Annotated in this window: 11 protein-coding genes; 9 read left to right on the top strand and 2 right to left on the bottom strand. The window is 43.1% G+C overall.

Translation table 11 applies throughout. From position 1 onward, the window contains the following. Nucleotides 1-7: 7 nt before the first annotated feature. From NPUN_RS20545 to NPUN_RS20525, 5 genes are all read left to right on the top strand, one after another. Nucleotides 8-5,416: a trifunctional serine/threonine-protein kinase/ATP-binding protein/sensor histidine kinase gene (locus tag NPUN_RS20545; protein ID WP_041565531.1), complete on the top strand. Its 5,409-nt coding sequence runs from the start codon at nucleotides 8-10 to the stop codon at nucleotides 5,414-5,416. Nucleotides 5,417-5,663: 247 nt separating this feature from the next. Next, nucleotides 5,664-6,992, top strand: coding sequence for a M16 family metallopeptidase (locus NPUN_RS20540; RefSeq protein WP_012410415.1), 1,329 nt, complete (start codon nucleotides 5,664-5,666; stop codon nucleotides 6,990-6,992). Between the two features lie 157 nt (nucleotides 6,993-7,149). Beyond that, nucleotides 7,150-8,421, top strand: coding sequence for a M16 family metallopeptidase (locus NPUN_RS20535; RefSeq protein ID WP_041566321.1), 1,272 nt, complete (start codon nucleotides 7,150-7,152; stop codon nucleotides 8,419-8,421). Between the two features lie 105 nt (nucleotides 8,422-8,526). Next, nucleotides 8,527-9,612, top strand: coding sequence for a peptidoglycan-binding domain-containing protein (locus tag NPUN_RS20530; RefSeq protein ID WP_012410413.1), 1,086 nt, complete (start codon nucleotides 8,527-8,529; stop codon nucleotides 9,610-9,612). A 780-nt stretch (nucleotides 9,613-10,392) separates the two neighbouring features. Then, nucleotides 10,393-10,746 carry a phage holin family protein gene (locus tag NPUN_RS20525; RefSeq protein WP_012410412.1) on the top strand — a complete coding sequence of 118 codons (354 nt, stop codon included), beginning with the start codon at nucleotides 10,393-10,395 and terminating at the stop codon, nucleotides 10,744-10,746. Between the two features lie 5 nt (nucleotides 10,747-10,751). Here the strand turns inward: NPUN_RS20525 and NPUN_RS20520 are convergent, their stop codons facing one another. Beyond that, nucleotides 10,752-11,222 carry a cobalamin biosynthesis protein gene (locus NPUN_RS20520; RefSeq protein WP_012410411.1) on the bottom strand — a complete coding sequence of 157 codons (471 nt, stop codon included), beginning with the start codon at nucleotides 11,220-11,222 and terminating at the stop codon, nucleotides 10,752-10,754. Nucleotides 11,223-11,351: 129 nt separating this feature from the next. Beyond that, nucleotides 11,352-13,013 carry a citramalate synthase gene (gene cimA, locus NPUN_RS20515; protein WP_012410410.1) on the bottom strand — a complete coding sequence of 554 codons (1,662 nt, stop codon included), beginning with the start codon at nucleotides 13,011-13,013 and terminating at the stop codon, nucleotides 11,352-11,354. Nucleotides 13,014-13,088: 75 nt separating this feature from the next. On the opposite strand from cimA, the gene NPUN_RS20510 reads away from it, so the two are divergent. The 4 genes from NPUN_RS20510 (at nucleotide 13,089) to psb34 (ending at nucleotide 16,375) form a co-directional block, all read left to right on the top strand. After that, entirely contained in the window at nucleotides 13,089-13,427 is a 339-nt protein-coding gene (locus NPUN_RS20510; protein ID WP_041566319.1) for a 2Fe-2S iron-sulfur cluster-binding protein, read from the top strand. Between the two features lie 16 nt (nucleotides 13,428-13,443). Beyond that, nucleotides 13,444-13,848 carry a hypothetical protein gene (locus NPUN_RS20505; protein WP_012410408.1) on the top strand — a complete coding sequence of 135 codons (405 nt, stop codon included), beginning with the start codon at nucleotides 13,444-13,446 and terminating at the stop codon, nucleotides 13,846-13,848. Nucleotides 13,849-13,985: 137 nt separating this feature from the next. Further along, on the top strand, nucleotides 13,986-16,010 hold the full coding sequence (gene thiO, locus NPUN_RS44200; protein WP_012410407.1) for a glycine oxidase ThiO: 2,025 nt from the start codon (nucleotides 13,986-13,988) through the stop codon (nucleotides 16,008-16,010). A 185-nt stretch (nucleotides 16,011-16,195) separates the two neighbouring features. Then, nucleotides 16,196-16,375: a photosystem II assembly protein Psb34 gene (psb34, locus tag NPUN_RS20495; RefSeq protein WP_012410406.1), complete on the top strand. Its 180-nt coding sequence runs from the start codon at nucleotides 16,196-16,198 to the stop codon at nucleotides 16,373-16,375. Nucleotides 16,376-16,683 lie beyond the last annotated feature (308 nt).

Raw genomic sequence — 16,683 nt, 5'->3', positions numbered from 1 at the left:
AAGCCGTATGGTCAGCATTCCCGGATATCACGTTAGCAAAGAACTCTACAATGGTTCTCGAACCTTGGTTTATCGTGCTAATCGAGAAAATGACCAAAAATCTGTGGTGATTAAGCTGATGAAAACTGTTTATCCCAGTTTCATTGAATTGATACAGTTTCGGAACCAGTTCACCATCGCCAAAAACTTAAATCTACCTGGAATCATTCAAACATACAGCCTGGAACCCTATCAGAATGGCTATGTGTTAGTGATGGAAGACTTTGGGGGAATTTCTCTCAAAGATTATTTGACCTCTGTAGAGACACGATATATTGTGTCTCTACAAGAGTTTTTACAAGTAGCGATCGCACTGTGCAATATATTAGATATTCTAATTCGCCATCGGGTCATTCACAAAGATATTAAACCCGCCAATATTTTAATTAATCCACACACTAAAGAAGTTAAGTTAATAGACTTTAGTATTGCATCTCTGTTGCCACGGGAAACTCAAATCTTGATGAGTCCTAATGTGCTAGAAGGAACACTTGGCTATTTATCACCAGAGCAAACTGGACGAATGAATCGGGGAATTGACTACCGGACTGATTTTTATTCTCTAGGTGTAACTTTTTACGAGTTATTAACAGGGCAATTACCATTTAAATCACACGATCCGATGGAATTGGTACATTGTCATATTGCAAAACTTCCGCCTTTAGTACATGAGATTAATCCGCAAATTGCGCCTGTACTCTCATCCATTGTGAATAAACTGATGGCGAAAAATGCCGAAGACCGCTATCAGAGCGCATTTGGGTTGCAATATGATTTAGAAAATTGTTTGGCTCAACTCAAAGAAACGGGAAAAATTGCAAGCTTCCCAATTGCCCAACGGGATGTGTGCGATCGCTTTATTATCCCAGAAAAACTCTATGGTCGTGAGCCTGAAGTTGAAACTCTTCTCAAAGCCTTTGACCGCGTTACCAACAATCAGACGGAACTAATGCTGGTGGCTGGTTTTTCTGGTATTGGGAAAACGGCTTTGGTCAACGAGGTTCACAAACCCATTGTCCGACAGAGGGGTTACTTCATCAAAGGCAAATTTGACCAATTTAATCGTAATATTCCTTTCTCTGCTTTTGTACAGGCATTTCGAGACTTAATGGGACAATTGCTGAGTGAAAGTGATGTCCAATTGTCAACTTGGAAAAATAAAGTTTTACAAGTGCTGGGCGATCAGGGGCAAGTTATTCTTGAAGTAATTCCAGAACTCGAACAAATTATTGGTCAACAACCACCTGCAACGGAACTCTCACCAAGTGCAGCCCAGAATCGCTTTAATTTACTCTTTCAAAAATTCATTCAAGTATTCACCACAAAAGAACATCCACTAGTAATTTTCCTTGATGATTTGCAGTGGGCTGATTCTGCATCACTCAAATTGATGCAGCTGCTGATGAACGAGTCAGGAAGTGGAGCTTTACTTTTAATTGGAGCTTATCGAGATAATGAAGTATCTACCGCGCATCCGTTAATGTTGACTTTAGCGGATATTCGCAAAGCCAATGCTACGATTCATACTATTGCTTTAGCTCCGTTAAATAAAGCTAGTTTAAATCAATTGATGGTTGATACCTTTAGTTGTTCAAGTGAAATTGCCCAACCTCTAACGCAACTCGTCTATCAAAAAACTCAAGGCAATCCATTTTTTGCAACGCAATTTCTCAAAGCATTATATGAAGATGGACTGATTACTTTTAATTTTACTCAAAGTTGCTGGCAATGTGATATTGCTGCTGTGAAAGCACTTGCTCTGACCGATGATGTGGTAGAGTTCGTAGCGCTACAGTTGCAGAAGTTGCCAACAGCAACGCAAAATGTGTTGAAATTAGCCGCATGTATTGGCAACCAGTTTGATTTGCTAACCTTAGCAATTGTTTCTGAACAATCGGAAATTGAAACGGCAGCGTCTTTATGGAAAGCTTTACAAGAAAGGTTAGTTTTACCTACTAGTGAAGTTTATAAATTTTTTCAAGATAGTGGGCATGATTGTAACTCAAATCCTCTAAATTCCAATTTACAAGTCCCTATCTACAAATTTTTACACGATCGCGTGCAGCAAGCTGCCTATTTGCTAATTCCAGATAAAGAGAAACAATTTACCCATCTTAAAGTTGGCCAATTACTCTTGCAAAATACCTCTGAGTCTCAGCAAGAGGAGCGAATTTTTGAGATTGTAAGTCAGTTGAATTGTGGAATATCGCTAATCACCCAGCCAAGTGAACGTCAACAATTAGCTCAGTTAAATTTGAATGCTGGTCGAAAAGCGAAAGAAGCTACTGCTTATGGTGCAGCAATTCATTATCTCAAGTCGGGAATACAATTGCTGACAATTAATAGTTGGAAAATCGCCTATGAACTGACTCGAAGTTTATACGAAGAAGCTGCCGAAGCTACCTTTCTCAACAATGAATTTGAGCAGATGGAATCTCTTATCCAGGTTGTCATGGAAGAAACAACCACCTTACTGGATAGGGTAAAAGTTTATGAAGTGGAACTCCAAGCCGATCAGGTGCGGAATCAATCATTCAAAGCGATCGCAACTGGGCGTGAACTTCTGGCTCAACTTGGGGTAACATTACCTGAATCAGTAACACGTCCAGACATTCAGCAATATGTAGTCAATACGCTCTCTACTTTGGCAGCCAGAAGTATTGAGGGCTTAGTTGATTTGCCATTGATGGACGATACCAAAGCTTTGGTTGCTTTGCGGATTATGGCTAGCATTGCTCCCGCCATCCACCAGGCTGCGCCTTATCTGTTCCCAATTATTGCCTGCGAAGAGGTGAATTTATCTCTTAAATACGGCAATGCACCACTTTCTGCACCAGGATATGCAGATTTTGGAATTGTACTTAATATTTGTAACCAAATCGAGTCAGGCTACGAATTTGGCCAGCTAGCTTTAATGCTTGTAGATAGATTTAAAGCAAAATCTGTTCAAAGTATGACTCTATTTAAGGTAAGTGCATTGAATCAATTTAATAAACAACATGTTCGCACCTCAATTAGTTTATTACAGGAATCCCATACTCTTGGATTAGAAACAGGCGATTTTTTTCATGTGCTGGCATCGATGATTTTCAAGCTATTCTATGTCTATTTAAGTGGCACAGAAGTTTTGGAAGTCTTGCTAGCAGATATCAAAGCTTACGAGTCTAATTTCGCCCAAAATCAGCGCTTATTAAATTGGTCGAATATAATCTGTCAGAGCATTAACAATTTAACCGAATCTAGCGATAATCCAGAGCGCTTCATTGGTGAAGATTATCAAGATGAACAACTATTATCTGCGCTCATTAAAGAAAATGACGAATTAACACTTCATGTATTTTTCCTAAGTAAATTAACGCTTAGTTATTTGTTTGAGAATTTTCCGGCGGCAGTTGAAAATGGAAATCAGGGAGAGCAATACCTTAACGGTGGCGCAGGAATGTTATCTGTGCCTGTCTTCTACTACTACGATTCTTTATCTCGGCTTGCTGTCTATCCAACGGCGGAACCATCTCAACAAGAACAATTACTCTTAAAGGTTGGCGAAAATCAGGAAAAATTGCAGTTTCGAGCCAAATTTGCACCGATGAATTTCCAGCACAAATTTGATTTGGTGGAAGCAGAACGCTATCGGGTTCTGGGCGACAAGTTGGCAGCAATAGAATTATACGATCGCGCCATAACTCTAGCGAAAGCAAACCAATATATCCAAGAAGAAGCTTTGAGCAATGAGCTAGCTGCCAAGTTCTACCTCGACTGGGGCAAAGAAAAAATCGCCCAAGTTTATATGCAAGAAGCTTATTACTGTTATGCTCGTTGGGGCGCTAAAACCAAAACGGAGGATTTAGAAAAACGCTATCCTCAACTTCTGGCTCCCATCTTACAAGGGCAGCATCATCAGTTACAACTGAGTTCAACCATTGATGGCTCGTCATTCCCACATCAAACCATTCACACAAATCTTTCTAGCAGCAGTATTTCTGAAGCCCTCGATTTTGCCACCATCTTTAAAGCCGCACAAGTTCTCTCCAGTGAAATTCAATTAGAGCAATTGCTCGCTACTCTTTTGCAAGTGGTAATGGAAAATGCTGGAGCGAAAAAAGCTGCCCTACTTGTACTCGAACAGGGCAACTTAGTGGTTAAAGCTGTAGCCACCATCAATGAAGGGGTGACTCTAGTATCTGTACCATTGTCAAGCAGCCAAAACATTCCGATCGCATTGGTAAACTATGTCAAACACAGCTTAAAAACTGTGGTGCTGGATAATGCAACAGTAAAAAACGATTTTATTACTGACCAATATTTGATGCAGCAACAACCCAAAAGTGTGTTGTGTACGCCGATTTTGCGTCATGGCCAATTAATCGGGTTACTATATCTGGAAAATAAGTTGACGATTGGCGCATTTACAAGCGATCGCACCGAAGTTATCCAACTGCTATGCGCTCAAGCCGCCATCTCTCTAGAAAATGCCCGTCTTTATCAAGAATCTCAAAATTATGCCCAACAGTTAGAGCGATCGCTACAAGAACTAGAGCATACCCAATTACAAATGGTGCAAAATGAAAAAATGGCAACCTTGGGTAATTTGGTTGCTGGGGTGGCACATGAAATTAATAATCCCATTGGATTTTTGAAAGGCAGCCTTAACAATGCCGAAGAGTATATTCAAGACTTACTCGCCCATATCCAATGCTACCAACAACATCATCCCACTTCTGCGATCGCAGTCATTGAGCATGGCGAAGAAATTGACCTAGAATTCTTGACTCAAGACTTACCAAAACTCGTAAGCTCAATGAAGGTGGCAAGCGAACGGATTAAAGACATTAGCATTAGTCTTCGCACTTTCTCCAGAGCCGATACAACCGAAAAAGTTGCTTGTAATCTCCATGAAGGGATTGAGAGTACGCTGTTGATTTTGAAGTATCGCCTCAAAGCTAACGAAAAACGTCCAGCAATTGAAGTTATCACCGAATACGGTAAATTGCCACTAGTTAAGTGCTTTTTAGGACAATTAAATCAAGTATTTATGAACATCCTCGCTAATGCAATTGATGCCTTAGATACATCCAGTGAGGGGCTTTCTTTTGCCCAAGCGCAAGCCAATCATCACCAAATACTGATTAACACCGAAGTATCCAGTGACCAAAGCAAGGTGGCAATTCGCATCAAAGATAACGGTCAGGGGATGCCAGAGGAGATTAAAGCAAGGATCTTTGACCACCTGTTTACAACAAAAGAGGTTGGAAAGGGGACAGGATTAGGATTAGCGATCGCTCGTCAAATTGTCGAGGAAACCCATAATGGGCGGTTGAGGTGCAATTCTGTGCTTGGTGAAGGAACAGAATTTGTCATTGAGATTCCGGTGTTTTAACTACAGTGTTTTGCAAGTACATGAGGTACATCCCCCTCCCCAACCCTGCTCTTGGTAAAGGGCTACGATGTACACACAAGTCGGAAATAGTAGTCTGTCAAGGAATTAAATTCTTTGTAGAGACGGCGATTTATCGCGTCTCTGTAATATTGCGATTTTCCTCTCAATGCATAACGCTTTTAATTTTTCGGTAATCTGGAGGACAGTAATAGCACAATTTTACTAAATCTGTATAACTTGATTCTAAATGAGGTATCGTTCAGAGTTAAGATTACACAATTGCGTTGAATTGTGGTTAAAGCTACAAAAATTGTTAAAACAACTAACTAATACCGTATTTCCAGCCTCAGTCTTCCGACTAGAGAGTGGTTTAACTTTTATTCATCAAGAGATTCCCACTACTCCTGTAGTTGTGGCTGATGTTTGGGTGCGTGCTGGAGCAAGCCTAGAGCCAAAACCGTGGTTTGGGATGGCGCACTTTTTAGAACACATGATTTTTAAAGGTACGGCAACGCTTCCCCCTGGAATGTTCGATTCCAAAGTTGAAAACTGGGGTGGCGTAAGCAATGCGGCGACAAGCTATGATTATGCTAATTATTCACTCACCACAGCTGCCCCTTATTTAAAAGATACTTTGCCCTATTTGGGCGAACTACTGCTCAATGCGGCAATTCCAGAAGATGAATTTAGCCGCGAACGGGACGTGGTGCTAGAGGAAATTCGCTCTTGTCAGGACGATTCCGACTGGATAGGATTTCAAGCTCTGATTCAAAGCATCTATCCACATCACCCTTACGGGCGTTCGGTGTTGGGTACTGAGCAAGAACTGATGCAGCAGTCTCCAGAAGCAATGCGCTGTTTTCACCATGCCCACTATCAGCCGGAAAATATGACAGTGGTAATTGCCGGAGGTATAGCCCAGCAACCAGCTTGGGAATTAGTAAATCGTTCATTTAGTGATTTTGCCGAACGCTCGAATTGTCCGCAGTTTGAGAAAGTGACAAAGCCAGTAATAACAGGAATTCACCGTCAAGAACTGTGTTTACCACGCATAGAACAAGCACGATTGTTGATGGCGTGGTTGGTACCAGGAGTAGAAGAAATCCGCACTAGCTATGGTCTAGATTTATTGTCAGTGTTATTGGCAGAAGGGCGGACTTCGCGTTTAGTGCGTGATTTGCGAGAAGACTTGCAATTGGTACAAGGAATTTATAGTAGTTTTTCTCTACAACGGGAATCAAGTTTATTTACAATTACTGCCTGGTTAGAACCAGAAAATTTAGAAGAAGTTGAGTCTTTAATTTGCGCTCATTTGGATAATTTGCAGACTGAAGGAATTAGCGAACAAGAACTTGCTCGTACACGCAGGTTGCTATGTAATGAGTATGCGTTTTCTACCGAAACACCAAATCAACTGACAGGGCTTTATGGATATTACAATACCATCGCCCAAGCTGAATTAGCTGTGACATATCCACAGCAGATTCAGTCTTTTGATGCTCAAGAACTACAAAAATTAGCTAAACAATATCTCTCACCGCAGAACTATGCGGTTACTGTACTTAAACCCTGTTAGTTATTGGGAATTGGGAACTTGTACTAAGCGCAGTCGTAAAGCCTGCGGTATAGCTACGCTTAGGGCGCAGCCTCTCGTAGAGAAGTATTGGGAATTGGGAATGGGGCATTAGTTTTTGACAAAGGACAAAGGACAAATGACAAATGACAAAGGACAAATGACAACCTTGCTGCAAAAATCACCTATCCATCGCACCGTATTGAATAATGGCATTGTCGTGCTGGCGGCAGAAAACCCTGCTGCGGATATTATTGCAGCGCGGATCTTTGTGCGTGCCGGTAGTTGTAACGAAAACCGGGAGCAAGCAGGGTTGGCGCATTTGCTATCAGCAGTAATGACAAAGGGATGCGATGGACTTTCTAGCTTAGAAATTGCTGAAAAAGTCGAGTCTGTAGGAGCAAGTTTGAGTGCGGATGCTGGTACTGATTATTTTTTGCTATCTTTCAAGACGGTAACATTAGATTTTGCGGAAATTTTAGCATTGGCAGGGCGGATTTTGCGATCGCCTACTTTTCCCGAAACTCAAGTGGAACTAGAACGGCGTTTAGCACTCCAAGATATTCGTTCGCAAAAAGAGCAACCTTTCAATGTCGCCTTTGAACAAATGCGGCAGGTAATGTACCAAAATCATCCCTACTCTATGTCAGTACTGGGAGATGAAACCAGTATGAGTAGCTTAACTCGTGCGGATTTGGTAGAGTATCATCAAACTTATTTCCGCCCAGATAATGTAGTAATTAGCATTGCTGGGAGAGTCACATCTACAGACGCAGCAGCGTTGGTGGAAGAAGTTTTTGCTGATTGGCAAGCGCCAGCCCAAGCACTGCCAATACTGAATTTACCTGAGATTAAAGTGGAACCGCAGGTAAAGGTTAAGCCAGTACAGACACAACAATCAATCGTGATGCTTGGTTATTTAGGAACATCGGTCAATTCTGTTGACTACGCCGCCCTGAAGTTGTTGTGTACCTACTTGGGAAATGGGCTTTCTAGTCGCTTGTTTGTCGAATTGCGCGAAAAACGCGGTTTAGCTTATGAAGTATCTGCTTTTTACTCCACAAGGCTATTTCCAGCCTCATTTGTAGTTTACATGGGTACAGCACCGGAAAATACCAGCATTGCCCTAGAAGGACTGCGTACAGAAGTAGATTTATTGTCTACCACTGAAGTATCTGAAAGCGCCCTGCAAGCTGCGAAAAATAAGATTCTGGGACAGTACGCCTTGGGTAAACAAACAAATGGGCAAATTGCTCAGATATATGGCTGGTATGAAATTTTGGGCTTAGGAATTGATTTTGATACCAAGTTTCAAGAATTGATTGCGGCGGTGAGTGCCAAGGATGCGATCGCTGCTGCAAGTAAGTATTTAAAATCACCTTATTTGTCTTTAGTTGGTCAAGAAGAAGCAATTAACCGAGCGATCGCGTAATTAAAACTTGTAACGTCTCTCAGAGAAGACATCGTAAATAGAGCAGCTGTTTTTTAGACCAAGCGGCTGTACCATTAGCATGAGAATATTCTGGGAGTAAATTCCATGCAAAGCAGCCTGACAGCAAGTATTTTGAGTTACTTAAAATTACTAGACCCCACTGTAAATCGCTGTGGAATGGAAAAACGGCAAAAAAGTTGGTGGACAAAGAGGTCTAAATCTTTCTCAGCCATTGAAATACTCTTGTTATCCGCAATGCCTCTGCTTATTGCCTCAACGCCTTTAGTATCAATAGCAGCGCCACAAAAAATTGCCCAAATAAATCCTGGAGATAGCATCAGTCGGCCTAACCTCAAAGTTGGTAGCCAAGGCGAACGCGTATCTGAACTTCAGGCAGCTCTGAAACTTTTGGGTTTTTACTCTGGTGCAGTAGATGGTATTTATAGTGAGAATACGGCCAGTGCTGTTGCCCGTTTTAAACAAGCAGCTGGTTTAAATCCAGATGGCGTTGTTGATGCCAGCACTTGGCAAAGACTTTTCCCTAATCAACCAGTAGCAGCATCAACTATCCCTTCATCCCAGCCAAGATTTAACTCAGCTACGAATTTTCCTGTTCCAACCCAGGCTAGCAGCCTCACCAACGTTGCAAATCCTAACCCCAACCCCCCAAGACAAGCTGTAACACAAGTCGCGACTAGCCCTGAGCCAAGACCTACTACCCCAAAAAAAGCTGCAACACAAGTTGCAACTAGCTCTGAGCCAAGACCTGCTACCCCAAAAAAAGCTACAACACAAGTTGCGACTAGCCCTGAGCCAAGGCCTGCTACCCCAAGAAAAGCTACAACTTCAAGCACACAAAAAACGCCAAATCGTACTACATCAACTGCTAGAACTCAGTCAGCTACACGGACTGGGCAAACTACTCGAACTCAGAAAAACACACCTACTCAGCGAACTCCTGGTATTCAATACACCTCCGAAGGATTGCCAATTTTACGTATAGGGTTACGTGGTTCTGAAGTTGTTAAGTTGCAACAACAACTGAAAAAGCTTGGTTTCTTGAAAGGCGATGCCGATGGAGACTTTGGTGAGACAACCGAGACTGCTGTGAAAGCAGCACAAAAGCGCTATGGTTTAGAAGCTGATGGTGTAGTTGGTGGCTCTACCTGGGAGGTTCTTTTGCAGCGTTAGCCTTACTAGGGGGCATAGCCAGCGTCTCTTTTGCTTTGTAACCAAAGTTACAGGCAAGATGCTCCGAAGTTCTGGTAACTTATTTCTTTTTTGGAAGTTCCCAAGGTACAGAGGCAATACTTTTCGGTTAAACCCAATAATCTCTCTTTTGGTCTGGGGAAAGGTTAAAGGGCAATAGGGAAAGGGTTTGAATTTCTCTTTCCCTTTCCCCTTTCCCCCAAAACCCGAAAAGTATTGGGTACAGAGGTTTTTCAACTTCAATAAACCTCTGTAGGGGTTTTGCGCTTCACAGCATTTTTTTATCAAAACAGAATTCAGGAGTCAGGATGGGCTAAACGTCCCGCTACCGCTAACAGGATTTAGTTGGGTATTGTGACTGAAAAAGGGATGCTTCGGAGTGTAAAGCCTGTGGCATAGCAACTCTTAGAGAGTATCTTGATTCTGACCGGAGCTTTCGGAGTCTCCGGCTCCGCTCCCGTTAGCGTACTCTTACGGAGAAGCAAGCTACACGCATCGTCTCGTAAAGAAGCGGGGCGTAGCCCATTCTAACTTCTGAATTCTTCTTTATGAATTTAATCCGGTACATCCTGCAATACGATAAAGATACACCGATTAGAAATATCTTTCTATGCCAGGACAGAAAAATTACATTACTTTTGGGCTGACAAAAGATAATGGCAACTTTATGAGTCAAGCAGAAAGACACCTGATAGTGTTACAAATCACGACTGGCAACAGTGAAATTAATTAAACTTACTGCTAATTCCTCTAAAAAAACTTATGCAACACTTTTTATTAACTTGGCTCGGTACTGCGGTGGCGTTATTTATTACTGCTAATATCGTTCCGGGATTCTTTATCAAGAATTTTGTGGTTGCCTTAGTTGCTGCCCTGGTTATTGGTTTGGTTAACGCATTTATTAGACCAATTTTGCAAATTTTGACCTTTCCGATTACCTTGCTCACCTTTGGTCTATTTACATTGGTAATCAATGCTTTAACACTTTGGTTGGCAAGTGCCTTAACCCCTGGTTCTGGTTTTGAGATTCAGGGCTTTTTACCTGCTTTGTTAGGTTCAATCGTGCTAGCTATTGTTTCTAGCATAATTAACTATTTGTTGAGAGTTGTTGACTAGAAAAATTAGTTAATTTTTGTAATACTCATAATATTTGAGGCTTGGGCAACAGCTAACGTTACAGCTCCTGGTTGCCCTTGTAGCTGGAAAATTTGTTTAGGAACTAAGAGTCTCACTCCCAATGCTTCTGTGCTGCCAAAGGGGGAAGCAGTTAACAACGAGGCTTGAGTTGCTGCAAGAATAGCAGCTGCCTCTGCTACGCTAGGTGTACCTACTTTGTGGTCAGTAATTGTGGCAGGGTTGGGGACACAGACAGAACGAAGGATTTGGCCAGAAAAGGTTTTTAGGGGGAAATTGCGTAGGTGGCAAAGTTCTATTAAACCAACTTCCGAGGCTTTAGTGTTAATGGTAGCAACCCCTGCGATCGCACTTTGAAAAAGTTGATTTTCTCGAAAGGCTTCCTCAATAGCCCAATCAATCAATTGCCGTGAGGTTCCCCGCTTACAACCGATTCCTACCCAGAAAACCTGTTGCACTTGGTGTATTTCCTTAATTCAATTCTTCAAGGTTTGGTGTTGGCTTATAGGAAGCGATCGCACTTTGGCGATCGCTCCCCCCAATTATCGAAAAACGCAAACTTTCCCTACATTAAATATCCCATTTTTTCAAGTAGAAGCTTTCACCGCCGCTTCTGCTTGGGAATGCAATAATAAACCGTATTCCAAGCCCTCCACCACCGCTTGATAGGAAGCCTCCAAAATATTGGTGGAAACCCCTACCGTCGTCCAGCGCTGACGACCATTGCCGGATTCTACCAACACACGAGTTTTTGCCGCAGTCCCCGTATGTCCGTTGAGAATTCGCACTTTGTAATCTGTCAAATCAAAGGTAGCTATTTGGGGATAAAAATTCACCAAAGCCTTGCGTAAAGCAGCATCCAAAGCTGCAACGGGGCCGTTACCTTCCGCCGCCTCCAGAATATTTTTGCCGTCAACAGCGATTTTGACTGTAGCTAGGGCGTTACTAGTTTCTTTTCCCTCAACCAAGTCACAGTGGACTTGAAAACCTTTGACTTCAAAAAACTTCTGGCGACCTCCCAAAGCTTCGTGCATCAGTAGTGCAAAACTGGCCTCTGCTGCTTCAAATTGAAATCCTTCACTCTCCAAATCTTTGAGACGCTGGAGAATTTCCTTGGCTTCTGCCTTGAGTTGATCGAGGTCAATCCCAAAACTGCGGGCTTTGGCTAGAACATTGCTAAGTCCAGACTGTTCAGAAATCACAATGCGGCGATGATTCCCGACTTGTTCCGGCTGAATGTGTTCGTAAGTCAGGGGATTACGTTCTACAGCTGATACATGAATACCACCCTTGTGGGCAAAAGCCGAAAGTCCCACAAAGGGAGCGTGTTCATCTGGCGCGAGGTTGACCACTTCACTAACAAAACGACTAGCTTCTGTAAGTTGTGTTAGCTGGTCTTCTGTGATACAACTGTAACCCAGCTTCAGTTGTAAATTGGGAATTAACGAACAGAGGTTAGCATTACCGCAACGTTCACCGTAACCATTAATTGTGCCCTGTACCATCTTTGCCCCTGCCATCACGGCGGCTATTGCGTTAGCGACCGCCATTTCTGAATCGTTATGAGTGTGAATTCCAATTTGGGGAATTATCCTTTGTCCGTTGTCCTTCGTCATTGTTTCTTGACAAGTGACAAATGACAAATGACTACTGACATCTTGTACAATTTGCCCAATTTCATGAGGTAAAGTGCCGCCATTGGTATCACAGAGGACTAGCCATTCAGCACCAGATGCGATCGCAGCCTCTAATGTTTGTAAAGCATAATCTGGATTGTGCTTATAACCATCAAACCAATGTTCGGCATCGTAGATAATGCGACGACCTTGAGAACGGAGGTACTCAATGGTGTCACGAATCATCGCCAAATTTTCTTCTAGTGTCGTTTTGAGGCTAGTTGTGACATGTAAATCCCAAGACTTACCAAAAATCGTTACCCAGCGAGTTCCCGCAGCCAAAATATCCTGTAACATCGGTTCGGTTGCGGCAGTGGAGTTGGGCCGTCGAGTCGAACAAAAAGCCACAATTTCAGCTTGTTTTAGCGGATCTTCTTGGAGTTGCCAGAAAAATTGTACATCCTTGGGATTAGCACCAGGCCAACCGCCTTCAATGAAGGGAACTCCCAGTTGATCGAGTCTCTTGGCAATGCGTAACTTATCTTCTATCGATACAGATAGCCCCTCGCGCTGAGTGCCATCCCGTAATGTAGTGTCATAGAGCCAAAGTTGAGGTGAGGAATTTGTGGTCATAAAACTGGGACCGACGAGACAACTTTCGAGGCAATGTGTCAATATACAACAAAAAGCCAGTTTGGCAATTTAAAAATGCCTAAAGTACTAGCTGAAGGTAAAACAATTCAGTGCGTAAGCGGAAGCAATCTCCGAACAATTTTGCTGCAAAATGGTATTCACCTCTACAATGACGGTGCTAAGGTAATAAACTGTCGGGGCATTGGCAGTTGCGGAACCTGTGCGGTTAAGGTAGAGGGCGAAGTATCAGCAGCGAATTGGCGCGATCGAGCCCGGCGTTCGCTTCCTCCCCATTCTCCTAAAACAGACTTGCGTTTAGCCTGCCAAACTCAGGTTTTAGGCGATGTGAAAGTGACAAAGTTTGATGGATTTTGGGGACAAGGTTCTCGAATAGTGTGGACACCAAAAGGTTAAAAAGGAGTAAGACAAGATGGGTAGATGGACACCCCTAATTTTAATGGCTGGAGGTTTGGCCATTCTGCTTGGTACATTACTAGGCATCAATTTTCCTATGGGTGTGCAAAGCGCTAACGCTCCCAGTGGTAAAGCAGCAAAAGTTCTGCCAGCTAATATCAATGTTAATAGCAGTGCTGGCAGCAAAAATGAAGAAACTGCAACGGAAGGAAACGAAACAACTGAAACAAGCGAAACAAACGAAAACAGACGCGGTATTGTAGCCCCAAGACCTGACAACAGAAGCAGTGTTGCTCAGAATCCTTCTGATGACTCAACATCACCTGCTGACAGTACAACAGACGGCAGTACAGATAGTTCCGAAAACACGCCATCTACCGATTCCAATCAAGGCAACGAACCAATTCGCGCCTTGTGGTAACGATATATCCGTCTTTAGTTACGAGTTATAAGTTATAAGTTATGAGTTAATTAGTTATGAGTTATTAGTTATGTACTAATGATAAATGGCTAATGATAAATGACTAATACTTCGGCTGCGCTCAGTACAAGTGACTAATGACTAGTGAGATCGTAATTATTGGTGGCGGCGTTATTGGTTTAGCGATCGCTATTGAGCTAAAAATGCGCGGGACAAACGTCACCGTGCTTTGTCGTGACTTTCAAGCTGCCGCTACCCACGCCGCCGCCGGGATGTTAGCACCAGACGCGGAAAACATCACTAATGAGGCAATGCGTTCATTGTGTTGGCGATCGCGTGCTTTATATCCCGACTGGACAACTAAACTAGAAGAACTAACTGGTTTAAATACTGGCTACCGTGCCTGTGGTATTCTCGCACCCGTCTTTGAAGAGGCGGTGGGGCAGGGGAGCAGGGAGCAGGGAGCAGGGAGCAGAGGGAAAGGACAAAATTTCTCTCCTCTGCACCCTTCCCACTGCCCCCCTGCCTCTTCCCCCGCTTACTGGTTAAATAAAGAAGCAATTCATCAATATCAGCCAGGATTGGGAGCAGAGGTCGTTGGTGGCTGGTGGTATCCTGAAGATGCACAAGTTGATAATAAGGCTTTAGCCCACGTATTGCGGACTGCGGCTGAGTGTGTTGGTGTTGAACTCAAAGACGGTATTACAGTAGAAGCATTTTTACAGCAGCAAGGACAAGTGGTTGGCGTGCAAACCAATGTTGGGATAATTCGCGCCGCGCATTATGTTTTAGCTTCAGGTGCTTGGTCAAATGAGTTATTGCCGCTACCCGTGCGTCCCAGAAAAGGACAAATGCTGAGTGTAGGAATACCAGAGTTTGCGCCGGACTTGCCTTTGAAGCGGGTTTTGTTTGGGCAGAATATTTACATCGTACCAAGACGCGATCGCCTGATTATCGGGGCAACAAGCGAAGACGTTGGCTTCACCCCCAACAATACCCCAGACGGCATTCAAAAATTATTACAAGCTGCCATCCGGCTGTATCCCCAATTAAAGGATTATCCGATCCAAGAGTTCTGGTGGGGATTTCGCCCAGCCACCCCCGATGAGTTACCCATTCTTGGTACTAGCCACTGTCAAAATTTAACCCTTGCTACAGGTCATTACCGTAACGGGATTCTACTTACACCCATAACAGCCACATTGATTGCCGATTTAATCTTAGAACAAAAGCCCGATCCTCTTCCTCTACTTGCTGATTTTCACTATTCGCGCTTCCAATCCCAGCCATCTACCTCCACCCAAATGCTGACTCATTCTGCCAACTTCTCCAACGGTAATCGTCCTGCTATATCCTCCCTCCCAATTCAAGACTCGCCGCTAATTATTGCTGGCAAAACCTTCCAATCCCGCTTGATGACGGGAACTGGTAAGTATCGCAGCATAGAAGAAATGCAACAAAGCGTTGCCGCCAGTGATTGCCAGATTGTCACTGTGGCTGTACGACGGGTACAAACCAAGGCCCCCGGACATGAAGGTTTAGCCGAAGCCTTAGATTGGACAAAAATTTGGATGTTGCCCAATACCGCAGGTTGCCAAACTGCTGAAGAGGCAATTCGGGTGGCGCGTTTGGGGCGAGAAATGGCGAAATTGTTAGGGCAGGAAGATAATAACTTTATTAAGTTAGAAGTAATACCTGACCTTAAGTATTTACTCCCAGATCCAATTGGGACGCTGCAAGCCGCAGAACAACTAGTTAAAGAAGGTTTTGCAGTGTTGCCCTATATTAACGCTGACCCTATGTTAGCCAAGCGTTTAGAAGAAGTAGGTTGTGCGACGGTAATGCCGTTGGCATCGCCAATTGGTTCCGGACAAGGGCTAAAAACAACCGCCAACATCCAAATCATCATCGAAAATGCGAATGTACCAGTGGTGGTAGATGCTGGTATTGGTTCACCCTCAGAAGCTGCTCAAGCAATGGAATTGGGAGCAGATGCTTTATTGATTAATAGTGCGATCGCTCTTTCTCCAAACCCAGCAGCAATGGCTCGTGCCATGAATTTAGCAGCAGTCGCCGGTCGTCTAGCATACCTTGCTGGCAGGATGCCGATCAAAGATTACGCCAGTCCTAGTTCACCTCTCACCGGGACGATTACTAATTAGGGAATGGGGAATGGGGAGCAAGGAAGAGGAGTTTTTCCCCTTAGCAAGAGCAGCACCCCGCCCCTCTGCCTCTTTTAAATGCCCAATTCCAATTCCCAATAATGTAACGATTTGTCTAGCAGTTTCAGAGCGGATTTAGCATTTATGTAACATTAAATGAAGTATCAAGATAAAGGAATTAATTCATGCCCTATACCAATGAAGAAGGCGGCCTTCTGAATAATTTTGCTCGGGAACCAAAGGTTTATCAAGCAGAACCTCCCACAGAAGGGCAAAAACGAACTTATCTCATACTAGGAATTGCCGCTACAGCTTTGGTTGTCGGCTTGATTCTAGTCGCCTTCTTCGTTTCTAAGAGCAGTTAATCATAAAATATTTTCAGAAAACTTAATCTTCTTTGTGGTTTTTCAGGTTCCGATTTTAAGAGGGACCTGCTTTTTTATTTTTTGTTAAAATTGAAAAAGCCATTTAAGTATATAATTATACTTTTTATGCCTTTCAGACATGAAGGCTGGATTTATTCTAAGCAGCACAACATCTACTTAAAAATAATTTTTATTACAGCAGTTTACAAATAAGTGAGCTATAAAATACAGGACTCAAAATCACATATCAAGAATTTCTGCCTCCTATCCCCTGCTTCAAAATCCGTAACTTTGTACTTCATACAAAA

The sequence above is a fragment of the Nostoc punctiforme PCC 73102 genome, assembly GCF_000020025.1.
Taxonomy (GTDB): Bacteria; Cyanobacteriota; Cyanobacteriia; order Cyanobacteriales; family Nostocaceae; genus Nostoc; species Nostoc punctiforme.
The sequence above is the reverse complement of the archived record's forward strand: the minus strand, read 5'-3'. Positions and strand labels throughout refer to the sequence as shown.

Bases quoted from the DNA above. Each gene is read 5' to 3' on its own strand.
- psb34 (WP_012410406.1), top strand. From the start codon at position 16,196: ATGCCCTATACCAATGAAGAAGGCGGCCTTCTGAATAATTTTGCTCGG.
- NPUN_RS20525 (WP_012410412.1), top strand. From the start codon at position 10,393: ATGCAACACTTTTTATTAACTTGGCTCGGTACTGCGGTGGCGTTATTT.
- thiO (WP_012410407.1), top strand. From the start codon at position 13,986: ATGACTAGTGAGATCGTAATTATTGGTGGCGGCGTTATTGGTTTAGCG.
- NPUN_RS20530 (WP_012410413.1), top strand. From the start codon at position 8,527: ATGCAAAGCAGCCTGACAGCAAGTATTTTGAGTTACTTAAAATTACTA.
- cimA (WP_012410410.1), bottom strand. From the start codon at position 13,013: ATGACCACAAATTCCTCACCTCAACTTTGGCTCTATGACACTACATTA.
- NPUN_RS20510 (WP_041566319.1), top strand. From the start codon at position 13,089: ATGCCTAAAGTACTAGCTGAAGGTAAAACAATTCAGTGCGTAAGCGGA.
- NPUN_RS20505 (WP_012410408.1), top strand. From the start codon at position 13,444: ATGGGTAGATGGACACCCCTAATTTTAATGGCTGGAGGTTTGGCCATT.
- NPUN_RS20535 (WP_041566321.1), top strand. From the start codon at position 7,150: ATGACAACCTTGCTGCAAAAATCACCTATCCATCGCACCGTATTGAAT.
- NPUN_RS20540 (WP_012410415.1), top strand. From the start codon at position 5,664: ATGAGGTATCGTTCAGAGTTAAGATTACACAATTGCGTTGAATTGTGG.
- NPUN_RS20545 (WP_041565531.1), top strand. From the start codon at position 8: ATGGTCAGCATTCCCGGATATCACGTTAGCAAAGAACTCTACAATGGT.